The sequence below is a fragment of the Streptomyces sp. NPDC051567 genome, from assembly GCF_044454165.1.
Taxonomy (GTDB): Bacteria; Actinomycetota; Actinomycetes; order Streptomycetales; family Streptomycetaceae; genus Streptomyces.
Genome location: NZ_JBITDK010000011.1, coordinates 138,333 through 155,430, shown reverse-complemented (window position 1 = coordinate 155,430; position 17,098 = coordinate 138,333). Strand labels below are relative to the sequence as shown.

Here is a 17,098-nt window from a genome sequence, read left to right as displayed (position 1 = left end):
CGGAGCCCCGATGTCGACCACGAACCCCACCGCCCTGAGCTTCCGCAGCGCCGTGGAGGTGGACGTGCCGGAGCTGGTGGCCCTCGTCGAGTCGGCCTACCGGGGAGAGGCGAGCCGCGGCGGCTGGACCACCGAGGCGGACTTCCTGGCGGGGCGCCGCACCGACGAGGACGGGGTCCGCCAGGTCGTCGCCGCCCCGGACGGCACCCTGCTCGTGGTCGAGCGGGCGGGCGCGCTCGTCGCCTGCTGCCAGCTCGAACACCGCGGTGACCACGTCTACTTCGGGATGTTCGCGGTCCGCCCCGGGCTCCAGGGCGGTGGCCTCGGCAAGGAGATCCTGGCCGAGGCCGAGCGGCGCGCCCGCGAGACGTGGGGCGCCCGGGAGATGCGGATGAAGGTGGTGAGCGTGCGGGAGGAACTCATCGCCTACTACGAGCGCCGCGGCTACCGGCGCACCGGCGAGCTGACCCCCTTCCCCTACGGCGACGAGCGCTTCGGCGTCCCGCTCCGCGCGGACCTGGCCTTCGAACTGCTGGTGAAGACCCTCTGAGGGACGCCGGGCCGCGCGGCGCCGTCAGGCGGTGAAGCGGCCCGTGCTGCGGATCTCGGGGAAGCCGGTGGAGGCGCCGTCCAGCCCGAGCGCCCGCGCCAGGCGCAGCTGGTCCAGGGTGTCGACCGTCCATCCGGTCACCCGCAGCCCCGCCGCGTGCGCCGCCTCCACGGTCTGAAGGGTGAGCCGGCGCAGCTCCACGGCGAGCGTGGCCGCGCCCGCCGCCAGCGCCCGGTCCACGAGCCCCTCGGCCTCCGCCCCGCGCGGGCGCGCGTACAGGGCCGTACGGATGCCCGGTACCAGCCGGGCCGTCCCGGCGAGCACCGGGCCGTGGAAGGAGGCGACCTCCACCCGCGCGCCCAGGTCGCGGCGGCGCAGCAGCTCCGCGAGGACCGAGGCGGTCGCCAGGTCCCCCACCGAGACCTGGAGCGGGACCCGCACCGCTTCCAGGACCTCCTCGAAGAGGGGTACGCGCTCCCCCCGGCCGGCGTCCAGCCCGCGCAGCTCGGCCAGGGTGAGGTCGGCGACGGCCCCCGAGCCGTCGGTGGTCCGGTCCACCTCGGCGTCGTGCAGGGCGACCAGGGCGCCGTCCTTGCTGAGCCGGAGGTCCAGCGCGACGACGTCCATGCCGGAGCGTTCCGCGCGGACGAAGGACCGCAGGGTGTTCTCCGGCTCGGCGCCCATGACCCCGCGGTGACCGATGGTGAGGAAAGTCAAGGTTCTCTCGCTTCCGTCGACGGCGGCTCCGCGCGCGGTCGCGGTGTCCCGACCGGCCGCACGCGATGGAGGACGCATGCTAGTGGGCCGCGGGTGCGGGGGGACCGCCCGTGCAAAGCTCCGGAAGGGCCCTGCGGCCGTTTCCCGCCAGGGGCGTGCGGCGCGCGGCGGCCGTGCCGCGTCACCCGGCCGTGGGCGCGTCCCCGGCGGCTTGACGGGCCCGGCTCCCGGCCCCGGCCCGGCCGCTGTCCGACGGCGGAGTCACGGCCTCCCTCCGGTCGGACGGGAAAACTTCCGGCGAATACCGGGGTAAGGCAGGATAATTTCCCGAGTTACCACTTGAGTGGAGGAGCCCCACCCGCATACGCTGTCTTGACGTGAGGTTCTCCTGTGGAGGAAGTGACATGACGGAAACTCTTGTGCCGGGTGCCGGCGGTGCCGTGCGAACCGCCGGGGCGCGGGTGGTCGACCACCCCGCGTGGCCCGTGCTCAAGGCCGCCGTGGAGGAGATCCGCCCCTGGCAGGCCAAGGACGGCTCGATCGGCTTCGAGGCCGTGGGCGCTCCCGCCCGGGGCGAGGCCGAGGACGCCGTGGAACGCGTGATCGCCGCCGTGCGGGAGCTGTCGCCGCTGCTCCCGCACGCCACCGGGTACCACCGGGCCCTCGTCGGCGACCTGCGCAAGTGGGCGGCCGACGGCTTCGGGGTGCCGGACTTCCTCGACTCGCTGCTGGCCTTCCACCCGGCCGCCGGGCGCGCCGACGGCCTCCAGCACCTGGTCGTCTTCCCCATGTACACCCAGAACGGCAACCCCGACCGCAACCTTGAGGCCGTCGCGCTCAAGATGGTCTGGCCCGAATGGCTCGCCGAACTGGAGCGCACCCGGTACGACAACCCGCTCTTCCTCGGCATCACCTTCGAGGACTTCACCGCGGGCTACGACACCAACTCCGCCGTGCTCTTCCCGGAGACCATCGCCGTGCGCGAGGCCCCCGAGCGGTTCACCTGGGGCGGCATCTTCTGCGACCGCGAGGCCGCCCGCTTCCGCAAGGTCACCGAGGCCGCCGTCGACATCCTCGGCATCGAGCTGCCCGCCGACATCGCCGCCATGGTCACCGACCAGGAGCGCTGCGAGAAGGCGTTCGTCCTGTGGGACATGGTCCACGACCGCACCCACAGCCACGGCGACCTCCCGTTCGACCCCTTCATGATCAAGCAGCGCCAGCCGTTCTGGATGTACGGCCTGGAGGAGCTGCGCTGCGACCTCACCGCCTTCAAGGAGGCCGTGAAGCTGGAGTCCGAGGGCAACGAGCACGGCCGCGACGTGCAGTACGCCGTCCTCTTCGACCGGATGTTCCGCTTCCCGGTCTCCGGCGACCGCGACCGCAACTACGACGGGCTCGGCGGCCAGCTCCTCTTCGCCTACCTCCACCGGCACGGAGTCGTGCGCTGGACGGACAACAAGCTGAAGATCGACTGGATGCGCGCCCCGCAGGTCACCAACCAGCTCTGCGCCGAGATCGAGGAGCTCTACCGGGCCGGCATCGACCGACCCAAGCTCGTCCACTGGTTCAAGGCGTACGAGCTGGTCTCCACCTACCTCGCCCCGCACCCGGGCTCCCGCTGGGCCAAGGGCCCCGACGCCCTGGACCTGACGCAGCCGCCGCGCAAGCTCGTCGACGACGTGCTCGCGGACGAGTTTCCGCTCAGCATGTTCTATGAGGCGCTCGCCAAGAAGCTCAAGGCGGTGATCGCCTCCACCAAGGGCATCACCGCCCTGAACGCAGAGCACACCGACACGACGGCGCGGGTCGCCGCGTGAGCGCCCGTCCACAGGAGGCTGAAGCAATGAACGGCTCCGGGAACGGCAACGGAAAGCTCCACGGCGCGGTGGTCGCGGTGGCCGGGGCCGGCGGCCCCGCCGGCCGCGCCACCCTGATCCGCCTCGCCGAGGCGGGCGCCGTCGTGATAGCGGCGGACGCCGACGCGGCACGCCTCGCCGAGGCCGTCGACGCGGCCCGCTACGCCCACGGCGGCGCCACCGTCACCGGTGACACGGTGGACCTCCTCGACCTGGCGGCCACCAAGGCGTGGGCGGACCGGACCGAGAAGGAGTTCGGCCGCGTCGACGGGGTCGTCCACCTCGTCGGCGGCTGGCGCGGCAGCACCTCCTTCACCGACACCGACCTCGCGGACTGGGACTTCCTGGAGAAGCTCCTCATCCGCACCGTCCAGCACACCACGCTGGCCTTCCACGACGGCCTGCTGCGCAGCGACCGGGGCCGCTACGTGCTGATCAGCCAGTCCGGAGCGCACAAGCCCGTCGCCAACAACGCCGCGTACAACGCGGGCAAGGCGGCGGCCGAGGCGTGGACGCTCTCCCTGGCCGACTCCTTCCGCAAGGCGGGGGGCGAGGACGGTCCGGGCGCGGCGGCTGCGATCCTGGTCATCAAGGCACTGGTGCACGACGCGATGCGCGCCGAGCGCCCGAATGCGAAGTTCGCGGGCTTCACCGACGTCAAGGAGCTGGCCGAGGCCATCGCCGGCGTCTGGGAGCGGCCCGCCATCGATGTGAACGGACAGCGTCTGTGGCTCACTCCGCAACCGTGAGAACCGCCGCCACGGGGGCGTCGGGCGCCTCGGCGACCGATGCCCGCCGCCACCACGACCCGCAGGTGCGCGGCTTCGCGAGCGACAACTACGCGGGGGCGCACCCGGAGGTCCTGGCGGCCCTCGCCCTCGCCAACGGCGGCCACCAGGTCTCCTACGGCGACGACGAGTACACCGAACACCTGCAACGCGTCTTCCGCAGCCACTTCGGCCCGTACGCCCAGACCTACCCGGTCTTCAACGGCACCGGGGCCAACGTCACCGCCCTCCAGGCGCTGACCGACCGCTGGGGCGCCGTGATCTGCGCCGAGTCGGCGCACATCAACGTCGACGAGGGCGGGGCGCCCGAGCGGATGGCGGGCCTGAAGCTGCTCACCGTCCCCACCCCGGACGGCAAGCTCACCCCCGAGCTCATCGACCGGCAGGCCTGGGGCTGGGAGGACGAGCACCGGGCCATGCCCCAGGTCGTCTCGATCACCCAGAACACCGAGCTGGGCACGGTCTACACCCCGGACGAGATCCGGGCCATCTGCGACCACGCCCACGCCAAGGGGATGAAGGTCCACCTGGACGGCGCCCGCATATCCAATGCCGCGGCCTCGCTCGACATGCCCATGCGCAGCTTCACCAACACGGCCGGGGTGGACGTGCTGTCGTACGGCGGCACCAAGAACGGCATGATGTTCGGCGAGGCGGTGGTGGTGCTCAACCCGGACGCGGTCCGGCAGATGAAGCACGTCCGCAAGATGTCGATGCAGCTCGCGTCCAAGATGCGGTTCGTCTCGGTGCAGCTGGAGGCGCTGCTCGCCAAGGACCTGTGGCTGCGCAACGCCCGGCACGCCAACGCGATGGCGCAGCGCCTGGCGGCGGGCGTGCGGGAGACGGACGGGGTGGAGATCCTCTACCCCGTGCAGGCGAACGCGGTGTTCGCGCGGCTGCCCCACGAGGTGTCGCGGCGGCTCCAGCGCCGCTACCGCTTCTACTTCTGGGACGAGGCCGCCGGTGACGTCCGCTGGATGTGCGGGTTCGACACCGAGGAGCAGGACGTGGACGGCTTCCTCCAGGCACTGAAGGAAGAACTGGCCCGGTAGTGGGGGGGGGGGGGGGGGGGGGGGGGGGGGGGGGGGGGGGGGGGGCGGGCGCGGGGGCCCCCCCCCCCGCGCCCGCGCCCGCCCCCCGCGGCGGCCGCCCCCCCCCCCCGCCGCGCCCCCCCCCGGGGGGCGGGGGGGGCGGGGGGGGGGGCGGGGGGGGGGGGGGCGGGGCCCCCCCCCCCCCCCCCCCCCCCCCCCACCAGCCTCGTCCGGCCCCCTCGCCGGCGGGCGCGGGGGCCGGAGGCGCGGTCGTCAGCCCGCCTCGCGCACCTGCGCCGCCGTCGGCGCGGTGCCGCCCAGGTGGGCCGGGAGCCACCAGGAGTCCCCGGGGCCCTCGGGCTTGGCCGGATACGACTGCTGCGCCGCGTCCAGCAGCTCCTGCACGCGCTCGCGCACCCGGCGGGTGAGGGCGCCCGCGTACTGGTCCGTCGGCGCCTCCATCGGCTCGCCCACCCGCATCGTCACCGGGATGTGGCTGCGCCGCAGGTCCTTCGGGCGGCCCTTGGTCCACAGCCGCTGCGTGCCCCACAGCGCCACCGGGATCAGCGGGACCCCGGCCTCCTGCGCCATCCGGGCCGCACCCGACTTGAAGGTCTTCAGGGTGAAGGACTGGGAGATCGTCGCCTCCGGGAAGACCCCGATGATCTCGCCCGCGCGCAGCGCGTCGAGCGCCTGCTGGTAGGCGGACTCGCCCTGCGTGCGGTCCACCGGGATGTGCTTCATCGCGCGCATCAGCGGCCCGGACACCTTGTGCCGGAAGACCGACTCCTTCGCCATGAAGCGCACCAGGCGCTTTTGCGGGCGGGCCGTCAGCCCGGCGAAGATGAAGTCGAGGTAGCCGATGTGGTTGGAGACGAGGACCGCCCCGCCCTTGCGCGGGATGTTCTCCTCGCCCTTCATGTCGATACGGATGTCCAGTGCCCGGAACAGCGTGTGCGCGGCGCCGATCACCGGAGGGTAGACGAGCTCAGCCATGGTGGGGAGACCCCGCTTTCTGCCTGGGGAGGTGCTCCCGGCCGGAAGTTACGGCTGCGTAGGTACGCGGCCATGGGGATCGTGCCCCAAACGCGCGCCGCTGGCCAGCTCAGACGTCCGTGCCGGGGGAGATTCTCGTCACGCCGGGAATGCGGTGCGCGTGCCGGGTGCTGCGACCAGCGTACGGACAGCAGGGGCGGCGACGGGAGCGGGCGTGGGCGGGTACGGGGACGGGCGTGCCGGCGGGGCCGGGAACGGGCCCGGGGAAGGTCACCGGGACGGGGTACGGCTGGGCGCCGCGGAACTGGGCGCCCCGCCGGGTGAGCGGGCCAGCCTGGTCCAGTTCTCCAGCGCCTTCTGCCAGCCCTGCCGGGCCACCCGGCGCATCCTGGCCGAGGTCGCGGCGATGGTCGAGGGGGTCGCGCACATCGAGATCGACGCCGAACAAAGCCTCGGTCTCGTCCGGGTCCTGTCCATCGACAGGACCCCGACGGTGCTGGTCCTGGACGCCACGGGCCGGATCGTGCGGCGGGCGGCCGGAATGCCCCGCAAGGCGGACGTGATCGCCGCCCTGGGGGCCGCCGTATGACGCGCCGCGCCGCCGGGCGGGGAGGCGCCCGTACCCCGGGCCGCGTCCGGTGCGCGCCGCCCCGTGCGCCCGCGGACCGCGTGACGCGGCCTACATCTGACCGCCATGACTTGACTGTGTACACGGGAGATCGCCAGGCTGGCGGCATGCCGTACGAACTTCTGCTCTACGGGCGGGTCCATGTGGACCTCGTCCGTCACGCGAGCGCGCGCTGTCGGGATCACTGAACACCTCCGTCCCCGATCCCCGACCGTTTCGCGTCCCCGGCAGAAGGAAGACCCTCCCATGACGGTTCCGACGGCCTCGACGGCTGCCTCCCCCCGCTCCGGTGCCGGCCTGCCCGGCTCGCCGGAGCTGCTGCGTTCCGTCTTCCGGCGGCACGCCGCAGGGGTCGCGGTGATCACCGCGGCCTCCGGTGGCGTACCGGCCGGCTTCACCGCCACCTCGCTCAACTCGGTCTCCGCCGACCCTCCGCTGCTCTCCTTCACCATCGGTACCGGAGCCTCCAGCTGGCCCGCGGTACGTGACTCCGAGCACCTCGGGGTCCATGTGCTCGGCGAGCACCAGCAGGAGCTGGCCGCCCTCTTCGCGCGCAGCGGCGCCGACCGGTTCGGACCGGCCACCGGCTGGACGGTGGGACCGCGGGGCGTACCGGTGCTGGACGGCGTCCTGGCGTGGCTGGTCTGCCGGGTGGTGGCCCGGGTCCCGGCCGGGGCGCACCGGGTGGTCATCGCGGAGGCGGTCGCCGGGGACCCGGCGGGCCAGGGCCGTCCGCTCCTGTACCACGAGGGGCGCTTCAACGCGTTGCGCGACTGAATCGTCCCTGCCGGAGCGGTCCGGGCGGCGTTGGCAAGGTCACATCCGGGCGGCCTTGCCCCGGGGGGCACCCCGATGTCTACTGGCGAGTAACATTCCCGTCGGAGCGTGCACCGCCCCGACCGGGAGCGGCCCGACATGGCGCCTATGCTGCCTTTGCAAGGCGGTACCAGAAATGACGATGCGGTAGGAGAGCCGGCGTGAGCCTGAGGATCGTTGTCTGTGTGAAGTACGTGCCCGACGCCACCGGCGACCGGCAGTTCACGGAGGACCTGACGGTCAACCGTGAGGATGTCGACGGCCTGCTGTCGGAGCTCGACGAGTACGCCGTCGAGCAGGCGCTGCAGATCGCCGAAGAGGCCGACGACGCCGAGATCACCGTCCTGACGGTCGGCCCCGAGGACGCCAAGGACGCGCTGCGCAAGGCGCTGTCGATGGGCGCCGACAAGGCCGTCCACGTCGAGGACGACGACCTGCACGGCACCGATGTCATGGGCACCTCCCTGGTGCTCGCCAAGGCGATCGAGAAGGCCGGGTACGACCTGGTCATCACCGGCATGGCCTCGACCGACGGCGTCATGGGAGTGCTCCCGGCCATCCTGGCCGAGCGGCTGGGCGTCCCGCAGGTCACCCTGGTCTCCGAGGTCAAGGTCGAGGACGGCACCGTGACGGGCCGCCGCGACGGCGACACCGCGAGCGAGCTGCTCCAGGCGTCCCTGCCCGCGCTCGTCTCGGTGACGGACCAGTCGGGCGAGGCCCGCTACCCGTCCTTCAAGGGCATCATGGCCGCCAAGAAGAAGCCGGTGCAGTCCTGGGACCTGGAGGAGCTGGAGATCGAGGCCGACGAGGTCGGCCTGGAAGGCTCCTGGACCGTGGTCGACTCCGCGGTGCAGCGCCCGGCCCGCACCGCCGGGACGATCGTCAAGGACGAGGGCGAGGGCGGCAAGCGGCTGGCCGAGTTCCTGGCCGGCCAGAAGTTCATCTGAGAACTTCGGTCCCCCTCGACCGTCCCCTGATCACTTCGCATTCGCAGGAGCATCCCCATGGCTGAAGTTCTCGTCTACGTCGACCACGTGGACGGTGCCGTCCGCAAGCCCACCCTCGAACTGCTGACGCTGGCCCGCCGCATCGGCGAGCCCGTCGCCCTCGCCCTGGGCGCCGGCGCGGCCGACACCGCCGCCGTGCTCGCCGAGCACGGCGCCGTCAAGGTCCTCACCGCCGACGCCCCGGAGTTCACCGAGTACCTCGTGGTGCCGAAGGTGGACGCGCTCCAGGCCGCGTACGAGGCCGTGTCCGCCGCGGGCTCGCCGGCCGCCGTGCTCGTCCCCTCCTCCGCCGAGGGCAAGGAGATCGCCGCCCGCCTGGCCGTCCGCATCGGCTCCGGCATCATCACCGACGCCGTCGACCTGGAAGCCGGCGAGGAGGGCCCCGTCGCCACGCAGGCCGCCTTCGCCGCCTCCTTCACCACCAGGTCCCGCGTCTCCAAGGGCACCCCGGTCATCACCGTGAAGCCCAACTCGGCCCCGGTCGAGGCCGCCCCGGCCGCCGGCACCGTCGAGGCGCTCGCCGTCACCTTCGGCGCCCTGGCCACCGGCACCAAGATCGTCGGCCGTACCCCGCGCGAGTCCACCGGCCGCCCCGAGCTGACCGAGGCCGCGATCGTGGTCTCCGGCGGACGCGGCGTCAACGGCGCCGAGAACTTCGCCGTCATCGAGGCCCTCGCGGACTCCCTCGGCGCGGCGGTCGGCGCCTCGCGCGCCGCCGTCGACGCCGGCTGGTACCCGCACTCCAGCCAGGTCGGCCAGACCGGCAAGTCGGTCTCCCCGCAGCTGTACATCGCCTCCGGCATCTCCGGCGCGATCCAGCACCGGGCCGGCATGCAGACCTCGAAGACCATCGTCGCCATCAACAAGGACGCCGAGGCCCCGATCTTCGACCTCGTCGACTACGGCGTGGTCGGCGACCTCTTCGCGGTCGTCCCGCAGCTGACCGAGGAGATCCAGGCGCGCAAGGGCTGACCTGCGCATCCTCTGCCTCCGGGGCCGTGCGGTGATCTCCACCGCACGGCCCCGAGCCGTCCGCCCGGCGCCCCGGCGGACCATTGACGGAGGCCGACCCCCTCGCTAGGTTCTGCCCTGCGGATGTCACCTTCCGTCAAGCGGAAAGAGGAGTGGGTGCGATGGGTCAGCAGGAGAAGGTGGCGACGAGTCTCGCCGACACGGTCGGCGAGCGCATCGGCGCCTTTCTCGCACCGGTGGACGCGGAACTCGCGCGCCGCTACCCGGGCGACCCCGGCACCCGCCAGCCCGTCCACACCGTCTACGTGCCCGCCGACCTCCTCGCCCCGGACACCGTCCGCTCCTGGGGCGAGCAGGCCCTCGCCGCCCTCGACGAGCACGCCCCCTCCGCCACCGCCCTCGCCGCCGTCCTCGGCATCCCCGCGGAGCTGGCCGCCCCGGTCCACGAGCGCGTGCGCGCCAAGCTGGCGAACGAACCCGTCGAGGACCTCCGCGTCGACTTCGAGGACGGCTACGGCCTCCGCCCCGACGTCCAGGAGGACCAGGCCGCGGCCCGCGCCGCCCGCCTCGTGCGCGAAGCCCTCGCCGACGGCACGAACCCCCCGTACACGGGCATCCGCGTCAAGTGCCTGGAGGCGGGCGTCCGCGACCGCTCCCTGCGCACCACCGACATCTTCCTCTCCGGACTCCTCGAACACGGGGGCCTGCCCGAAGGGCTGGTCCTCACCCTGCCGAAGGTCACCTACGCCGAGCAGGTCAGCGCCTTCGCCACCCTGCTGGAGGCGTTCGAGACCACCCGCGGCCTGCGTCCGGGCCGCCTCGGCTTCGAGATCCAGATCGAGACCAGCCAGGCCGTCCTGGCCTCCGACGGCACCGCCACCGTGGCCCGGATGATCGGGGCCGCCCGGGGCCGCGCCACCGGCCTGCACTACGGCACCTTCGACTACAGCGCGGGCCTCGGCATCTGTGCCGCCCACCAGTCCAGCGACCACCCCGCCGCCGACCACGCCAAGGCCGTCATGCAGGTCGCCGCCGCCGGTACGGGCGTACGCGTCTGCGACGGCTCGACCAACGTCCTGCCGGTCGGCACCACCGACCGCGTCCACGAGGCGTGGCGGCACCACTACGGCCTCACCCGGCGCGCCCTGGCCCGCGCCTACTACCAGGGCTGGGACATGCACCCGGGCCACCTGCCGACCCGCTACGCGGCCGTGTTCACCTTCTACCGCGAGGGCCTGGACACCGCCGCCGCGCGGCTGAAGGCGTACGTCGCCAGGACCGGCGGCGACGTGATGGACGAGCCCGCCACCGCGAAGGCCCTCGCCGGCCACCTGGTCCGCGGCCTGGACTGCGGCGCCCTCGACGCCGAGGAGGTCACCGCCCGCACCGGGCTGACCCGCGCCGACCTGGACGCCTTCGCCCTCCCGCGCTCCCCGGCGCCGTCGGCGGCGACGGCCTGAACCCGCCCCCGCCCCCGGGGCCGTACACCGGACCGGGCCGCGCGCCCCGCGACGGCTCCCCGCGCTCAGTGCGCCGGAGCGATCTCGCCCGAGCCCCGGGCGATCAGCCGGGTCGGCAGCTCGATCCGGGCCGGGGACGGCCGGGAGCCCGCCAGACGCTGGAACAGGCGGTCCGTGGCCGCCCGGCCCAGCGCCGCCGCGTCCTGGGCGACCACCGTGACACCGGGCCGCAACAGGTCGGCCGGCTCGAAGTCGTCGAAGCCGACCAGCGCCACCGGCCGGACCCCGGCGGCCAGCACCCGTACCACCGTGACCGTCACCCGGTTGTCGGCCGCGAAGACGGCGGTCACCGGGGCCGGACCCGCCGGCATCGACCGCGCCGCGGCCGACACCCGCTCAGGAGCCGTCGCACCGAGGGAGACCCACGATCCGGCCACCGGCAGACCCGCGTCCGCCATGGCCGCCCGGTACCCCCGCAGCCGCTCGGTCGCCGTGTGGACACGGGGACGGTCGCCGATGAAACCGATCCGGCGGTGACCGCCCGCGACCAGGTGAGCCACCCCCTCCCGGGCACCGCCGAAACTGTCCGACAGCACCACGTCCGCCTCGATCCGCCCCGCCGGACGGTCCACGAAGACCGTGGCCACCCCGGCCCGGATCTCCGGCTCCGGACAGCGGTGGTCGTCCCCGGCCGGGACCACGATCAGCCCGTCCACCCGGCGCGCGCACAGCGCGAGCGCCAGCTCCCGCTCCCGGTCCGGGTCCTCGGCGCTGGAACCGTTGATGAGCAGCGCGCCGTGCGCGCGGGCCCCCTCCTCGACGGCCCGGTTCAGCGGCCCGTAGAAGGGGTCGGCGAGATCCTCCAGGACGAGTCCCACGGTGGCGGTGCGCCCCTTGCGCAGGACCCGGGCGCCGTCGTTGCGGCGGAACCCGAGGAGGCCGATGGCCTCCTGGACCCGCCTCCCGGTGTCCGGGGTGACCCCCGGCTCGCCGTTGACCACCCGCGAGACCGTCTTCAGCCCCACCCCCGCACGGGCCGCCACGTCCTTCATCGTCGGCCGCTTGCCGTAGCGGGTCTCGGGCGGGCGGTGGCTGTGCGGCACGGTACGAAGACCTCCGGAACGGGCAAGCGCGGGGCGGGGCACGGACCTTGAGGACAAGCACTCGGCCGATTAGTGGGTTTCCGGGGCAGGGTGGTGCGGGCAAGCCACTGGGGGCTCCGGACGAGCCAACGGGAGAGGGGTAGACGTGATTGTCTGGATCAACGGCACATTCGGCGCCGGAAAGACCAGCACGGCGCGCGAACTGACCGGAATCCTGCCGGACAGCACCCTGTTCGACCCGGAGACCATAGGCGACGCGCTGCGGGTGCTGCTGCCGCACAAACGGCTCGCGGAGGTCTCCGACTACCAGGACCTGCCCAGCTGGCGCCGTCTGGTGGTGGACACGGCGGCGGCGCTCCTCGCGGAGGTGGGCGGCGTCCTGGTCGTCCCGATGACCCTGCTGAGGCAGGAGTACCGGGACGAGATCTTCGGCGGGCTGGCGGCGCGACGGATTCCGGTACGGCACGTGCTGCTGGCCCCGGCGGAAACGATCCTCCGGGAGCGCATCGCGACCCGGGAGGAGCCCGGCGCGCCGCAGGAGGTCGACCTCAGGGTCCGCCGGTGGGCGTACGAGCACATCCCGGCCTACCGGCAGGCGCTCGGCTGGCTCACCGCCGACGCGCACGTCGTCGACAACGGGCCACTGACGGTGCGGGAGACGGCGCGGCGGATCGCCGAGGCCGTCCGCACGGACGCCGCCCCGGTCTGCGACATCGTCCAGACCCCGGAGCCGGTGCGGGAGACGGTGGCGGCGGGGGTACTGCTCTTCGACGACCGGGACCGGGTGCTCCTGGTGGACCCGACGTACAAGCCCGGCTGGGAGTTCCCGGGGGGCGTGGTCGAGGCGGGCGAGGCACCCGCGTGCGCGGGCGTGCGCGAGGTCGCCGAGGAGCTGGGCCTCACGCTGGACGGCTCCCCGCGCCTGCTGGTCGTCGACTGGGAACCGCCGCAGCACCCCGCGTACGGGGGACTGCGGCTGCTGTTCGACGGGGGCCGGCTCTCGGCGGCCGAGATCGCCGCGCTCCGGCTGCCGGGCCCCGAACTGCGCGCCTGGCGCTTCGTCACGGAACCGGAGGCCGCCGGGCTGCTGCCACCGCACCGCTACGAGCGGCTGCGCTGGTCCCTGCGCGCCCGCGAGCGGGCCCACCCCCTGTACCTGGAGGCGGGCCGCCCGTCACCCTGACCGTCCGGCCGGTCGGCCGGGCGGCTCCGGCCGGGGTCGCGGCGCGCGGGGCGGGACGGCGTCAGGGGGCGGCGGTACGGGCCGTCGCGGCCGCCCGGTCACCCCGGTCACCCCGGTCACCCCGGTCACCCCGGTCACCTGGTCAGCCGGTGGCCGACACGGCGTCGGCCGCCGCGCGCAGGGTCGCCGCGGTGTCCGTGACCAAGGGGTCGCCGTGCCCGAAACAGGCCACGGCCGGGGCCAGCGCGGCCAGCCGGCGGAAGGAACCGATCGCCTGGGCGCGGTCGGTGTTGAACACCCCCAGGATCACCTCCCCCACCGACGCGACGCAGTCCCCGGTGAACAGCACCCCGTGCCGGGGCAGGTGCACACCGATGCTGCCCGGGGTGTGCCCCGGGGCGTGCACCACCACCGCGCCGTCCCCGAAGGGCAGCACCTCGCCGTCCTCCAGCTCCTGGTCCACCCGGGTCGGCGGGGCCTCGGGGACCGTCAGGCCGTGCGCGTACAGCGGGAGTTCCCACGGCGCGAGCACGGGCTCCGGCACCGGCTGTCCGCCCCGCACCACCGGGGCGTCGAGCCGGTGCGCCAGCACCCGCGCACCCCAGCGGGCGGCGAGTTCACCGGCCGCGCCGACGTGGTCGCGGTGGCAGTGGGTCAGCACGATCCGCTCCAGCCGGTCCGGGCGCAGCCCGAAGGAGCGGATCGCCGCCTCGATCGCGTCGGCACTTCCGGCGTGACCGGCGTCGATCAGGGTCAGCGCCTCCCCGTCGCGCCACAGGTACGCCTGCCCGATGGGGAAGCGCAGGAGGTGGAGCCGGTCAGGGACGACCTCGGCCGTGTCGATGTCCGTCATGGCTCGAACGTACGCACCCCGCCCCCTTCCGGACCCCCGTTTCACCGGCAGCGGAGTCCGCCGTCGGCGAAGTCCGGGTGGGGAAAGGGGTGGGGAAGGGGGCGGGGGTGCGGGGGCGCACGGTCAGGACCGGCCGGTGTCAGGCGCGCCTGGACTCCGCGTAGTTGACGAGGAAGAGGGCCTCCGCCACCGACAGGCGCTCCAGCTCCTGCGGCGAGACGCTCTCGTTGACCGCGTGGATCTGCGCCTCCGGCTCGCTCAGCCCGATCAGCAGCATCTCCGCCTCCGGGTACAGCGACGTCAGCGTGTTGCACAGCGGGATCGACCCGCCCATGCCGCTGACCTGCATCTCCTGACCGGGGTACGCCACCTGCATGGCCGCGGCCATCGACGCGTACGCCGGGCTGGTGGTGTCCGCCCGGAACGGCTGGCCCTGGCCGACGACCTCCAGCTCCAGCCGCGCCTTCCACGGGGTGTGCGCCACCAGGTGCGCCTCCAGCAGCTTGATGGCGTCCGCCGTGTCCATGCCCGGCGGCACCCGCAGGCTGATCAGCGCCCCGGCGGACGCGTGCACCGACGGCGTCGCCCCGACCACCGGCGGGCAGTCGATGCCCAGCACGGTCACCGCCGGGCGGGCCCACAGCCGGTCCGCGATCGTGCCCTCACCGATCAGCCCGACCCCGTCCAGCACCCGCGCGTCGGCGCGGAAGTCGGCCTCCGGGTACTGAAGCCCCTCCCAGACCGCGTCCGAGGCCAGCCCGTCCACCGTGGTGGAACCGTCCGCCGCGCGCAGCGAGTCCAGCAGCCGGATCAGCGCGCCCAGCGCGTCGGGGGCGACACCGCCGAACATGCCGGAGTGCAGGTTGCCGCCCAGCGTGTCGATCTTCACCTTGACCAGGGCCATCCCGCGCAGGGTGGCCGTCACCGTCGGCAGGCCGAGCCGGAAGTTGCCCGCGTCACCGATGACGACGGCGTCGGCGGTCAGCAGCTCCGGGTGGGCCTCGGCGTACTGCTGGAGGCCGCCGGTGCCCTGCTCCTCCGAACCCTCGACGATCACCTTCACGCTCACCGGCACCCCGCCGTCGGCCTTCAGCGCGCGCAGCGCCAGCAGGTGCATGATGAACCCGCCCTTGCAGTCGGCCGTACCGCGCCCGTACCAGCGGCCGTCGCGCTCGGTCAGCTCGAAGGCGGGGGAGATCCAGGCCGCGTCGTCCAGCGGCGGCTGCACGTCGTAGTGCGCGTAGAGGAGCACGGTCGGTGCGCCCTCGGGCCCGGGCAGGAAGCCGTAGACCGACTGCGTGCCGTCGGGGGTGTCCAGCAGCGTCACGTCCTGGAAACCCTCGGCGCGCAGCGCGCCGGCCACCCAGGCGGCGGCGCCCTCGCTCTCGCTCCGGGGGAACTGGGCCCAGTCCGCCACCGACTGGAAGGCCACCAGCTCGGTCAGCTCCTGCTTGGCGCGGGGCATCAGCGAGGCGATGGTCTCGGCGATCGGATTCTGGGACATGGGCACGCTCCTCTTGGGTGCGACGTTGTGTACGTGTACGCCGCCCGTATCCGCGTGTGAGCGTATGCCGGGTACGGCGGAAGACAGTTCCGATCCTCGCACAGGAGGACGAGACGGACTGTCGCCCGTAGGATTTCCCCGGCATCGGAGCAACAGCATGATCAGGAGCAGCAACACATCGTGAGCAGCGACGACGTAAGCGACGACGTACGCGACCCCGCAGCGGGGAAGGCCACTCAGGGGGCGGACGAAGAGGTGGCCGGGGGGACCGGCGAGGTGTGGGACGTGGTCGTGGTCGGGGCCGGTCCGGCCGGGGCCTCGGCCGCGCTCGCGGCGGCGACGGCGGGGCGGCGCGTCCTGCTGCTGGAGAAGGCCGAACTGCCCCGGTACAAGACCTGCGGCGGCGGCATCATCGGCCCCTCGCGCGACGCCCTGCCGCCGGGCTTCGTCCTGCCCCTCCAGGACCGCATCCACGCGGTCACCTTCTCCCTGAACGGGAGGTTCACCCGGACCCGGCGCTCGAAGCAGATGCTGTTCGGGCTCGTCAACCGCGCCGAGTTCGACGCCGGGCTCGTCGCCGAGGCGCGGAAGGCCGGCGCGATCGTGCGCACCGGCACGGCCGTCTCCCGCGTCGAACAGCACGGTGCGGCGGTCCCCGACCGCCGCACCGTCGCCGTGGTCCTCGGGACGGGCGAGACGGTCCTCGCCCGCGCGGTCGTCGGCGCGGACGGCAGCGCGAGCCGCATCGGCGCGCACGTCGGGGTCCAGATGGACCAGGTGGACCTCGGCCTGGAGGCGGAGATCCCGGTTCCGCGGACGGTGGCCGAGGACTGGAAGGGGCGGGTGCTCATCGACTGGGGTCCGCTGCCCGGCAGTTACGGCTGGGTCTTCCCCAAGGGCGACACCCTCACCGTCGGGGTCATCTCGGCGAAGGGCGACGGCACGGCCACCAAGCGGTACCTGGACGACTTCATCGCCCGGCTGGGACTCGCCGGCTTCGAACCGGCCGTCTCCTCCGGGCACCTCACCCGCTGCCGCAAGCCCGATTCCCCGCTCTCGCGCGGCCGGGTCCTGGTGGCGGGCGACGCGGCCGGGCTGCTGGAACCGTGGACCCGGGAGGGCATCTCCTTCGCGCTGCGCTCCGGGCGGCTCGCGGGGGAGTGGGCCGTGAAGATCTCCGAGGCGCAGGACGCGGTGGACGCGCGCCGCCAGGCCCTCAACTACGCCTTCGCCGTCAAGGCGGGGCTGGGCGTGGAGATGGGCGTCGGCAAGCGGATGCTCACCGTCTTCGAGGCACGGCCGGGGACGCTGCACGCGGCGATCACGGGCCTGCGCCCGGCCTGGCACGCCTTCGCGCGGATCACCCGGGGCTCGGCCACCCTGGCCGACCTGGTGCGCACGTACCCCCTGGCCCGCAAGGGGCTGCACGCCCTGGACGCCCACCAGGCGGCCCGCAGGGCCCGCCGCGCCCGGTGACCCGGTAGCCCCGGCGGTTCGGTGGCCCGCCGGGGCCACGGGGTCGGCCTCCCGGCCGGCCCCCGCCGGGGCCTGAGGGGCGATCCGCGCGGTGGGGGCGATGATCCGGCCGCCCGCTCGTCGGACCAAAGAGGGCGGTTCAGCCTTGGGCGGCA

General features: G+C 73.8%; 16 protein-coding genes. 11 read left to right on the top strand and 5 right to left on the bottom strand.

All coding sequences use genetic code 11. The features are described 5' to 3' along the window. The first annotated feature begins 10 nt into the window (after positions 1-10). Positions 11-550 (top strand): GNAT family N-acetyltransferase, encoded by a 540-nt coding sequence (locus tag ACIA5F_RS15365; protein WP_399352966.1) that lies wholly within the window; start codon positions 11-13, stop codon positions 548-550. Positions 551-574: 24 nt separating this feature from the next. Here ACIA5F_RS15365 and ACIA5F_RS15360 read toward each other — a convergent pair whose 3' ends face one another. Beyond that, positions 575-1,267 (bottom strand): glycerophosphodiester phosphodiesterase, encoded by a 693-nt coding sequence (locus ACIA5F_RS15360; RefSeq protein ID WP_399352964.1) that lies wholly within the window; start codon positions 1,265-1,267, stop codon positions 575-577. Between the two features lie 404 nt (positions 1,268-1,671). Between ACIA5F_RS15360 and ACIA5F_RS15355 the strand changes: the two genes are divergently transcribed. Genes ACIA5F_RS15355 through ACIA5F_RS15345 form a run of 3 tightly spaced genes read left to right on the top strand, consistent with a single transcriptional unit; the run spans position 1,672 to position 4,966 of the window. Then, positions 1,672-3,087 carry a DUF6421 family protein gene (locus tag ACIA5F_RS15355; protein WP_399352962.1) on the top strand — a complete coding sequence of 472 codons (1,416 nt, stop codon included), beginning with the start codon at positions 1,672-1,674 and terminating at the stop codon, positions 3,085-3,087. A gap of 26 nt (positions 3,088-3,113) precedes the next feature. After that, positions 3,114-3,875 (top strand): SDR family NAD(P)-dependent oxidoreductase, encoded by a 762-nt coding sequence (locus ACIA5F_RS15350; RefSeq protein WP_399352960.1) that lies wholly within the window; start codon positions 3,114-3,116, stop codon positions 3,873-3,875. Then, positions 3,854-4,966 (top strand): threonine aldolase family protein, encoded by a 1,113-nt coding sequence (locus tag ACIA5F_RS15345; protein ID WP_399352958.1) that lies wholly within the window; start codon positions 3,854-3,856, stop codon positions 4,964-4,966. Before ACIA5F_RS15350 ends, ACIA5F_RS15345 begins: the two co-directional genes overlap by 22 nt. Before the next feature lie 252 nt (positions 4,967-5,218). On the opposite strand, the gene ACIA5F_RS15340 is transcribed toward ACIA5F_RS15345, so the two are convergent. Then, complete coding sequence (locus ACIA5F_RS15340) at positions 5,219-5,941, bottom strand: lysophospholipid acyltransferase family protein (RefSeq protein WP_399352956.1); 723 nt, start codon at positions 5,939-5,941, stop codon at positions 5,219-5,221. Between the two features lie 289 nt (positions 5,942-6,230). Between ACIA5F_RS15340 and ACIA5F_RS15335 the strand changes: the two genes are divergently transcribed. From ACIA5F_RS15335 to ACIA5F_RS15315, 5 genes are all read left to right on the top strand, one after another. Continuing rightward, positions 6,231-6,530 (top strand): TlpA family protein disulfide reductase, encoded by a 300-nt coding sequence (locus ACIA5F_RS15335; protein WP_399353077.1) that lies wholly within the window; start codon positions 6,231-6,233, stop codon positions 6,528-6,530. A 285-nt stretch (positions 6,531-6,815) separates the two neighbouring features. Beyond that, the gene (locus ACIA5F_RS15330; protein ID WP_399352954.1) at positions 6,816-7,346 is read left to right on the top strand and encodes a flavin reductase family protein; all 531 of its coding nucleotides are present in this window, start codon (positions 6,816-6,818) and stop codon (positions 7,344-7,346) included. Positions 7,347-7,546: 200 nt separating this feature from the next. Further along, complete coding sequence (locus ACIA5F_RS15325; RefSeq protein ID WP_399352952.1) at positions 7,547-8,332, top strand: electron transfer flavoprotein subunit beta/FixA family protein; 786 nt, start codon at positions 7,547-7,549, stop codon at positions 8,330-8,332. 57 nt (positions 8,333-8,389) lie between these two features. Beyond that, positions 8,390-9,364, top strand: coding sequence for an electron transfer flavoprotein subunit alpha/FixB family protein (locus ACIA5F_RS15320; RefSeq protein ID WP_399352951.1), 975 nt, complete (start codon positions 8,390-8,392; stop codon positions 9,362-9,364). Between the two features lie 161 nt (positions 9,365-9,525). Further along, positions 9,526-10,824 carry a DUF6986 family protein gene (locus tag ACIA5F_RS15315; RefSeq protein WP_399352949.1) on the top strand — a complete coding sequence of 433 codons (1,299 nt, stop codon included), beginning with the start codon at positions 9,526-9,528 and terminating at the stop codon, positions 10,822-10,824. Positions 10,825-10,889: 65 nt separating this feature from the next. Here ACIA5F_RS15315 and ACIA5F_RS15310 read toward each other — a convergent pair whose 3' ends face one another. Beyond that, positions 10,890-11,876, bottom strand: a complete 987-nt coding sequence (locus ACIA5F_RS15310; RefSeq protein WP_399353075.1) for a LacI family DNA-binding transcriptional regulator — start codon at positions 11,874-11,876, stop codon at positions 10,890-10,892. Between the two features lie 196 nt (positions 11,877-12,072). Between ACIA5F_RS15310 and ACIA5F_RS15305 the strand changes: the two genes are divergently transcribed. Then, positions 12,073-13,110 carry an NUDIX domain-containing protein gene (locus ACIA5F_RS15305; RefSeq protein ID WP_399352947.1) on the top strand — a complete coding sequence of 346 codons (1,038 nt, stop codon included), beginning with the start codon at positions 12,073-12,075 and terminating at the stop codon, positions 13,108-13,110. Between the two features lie 142 nt (positions 13,111-13,252). Here the strand turns inward: ACIA5F_RS15305 and ACIA5F_RS15300 are convergent, their stop codons facing one another. Both ACIA5F_RS15300 and ACIA5F_RS15295 read right to left on the bottom strand, forming a co-directional pair. Continuing rightward, entirely contained in the window at positions 13,253-13,954 is a 702-nt protein-coding gene (locus ACIA5F_RS15300) for an MBL fold metallo-hydrolase (protein WP_399353073.1), read from the bottom strand. 148 nt (positions 13,955-14,102) lie between these two features. Then, positions 14,103-15,467, bottom strand: coding sequence for a dipeptidase (locus tag ACIA5F_RS15295; protein ID WP_399352945.1), 1,365 nt, complete (start codon positions 15,465-15,467; stop codon positions 14,103-14,105). Positions 15,468-15,722: 255 nt separating this feature from the next. Here ACIA5F_RS15295 and ACIA5F_RS15290 point away from each other — a divergent pair, with 255 nt between their 5' ends. Next, positions 15,723-16,943 (top strand): geranylgeranyl reductase family protein, encoded by a 1,221-nt coding sequence (locus ACIA5F_RS15290; protein ID WP_399353071.1) that lies wholly within the window; start codon positions 15,723-15,725, stop codon positions 16,941-16,943. Positions 16,944-17,098 lie beyond the last annotated feature (155 nt).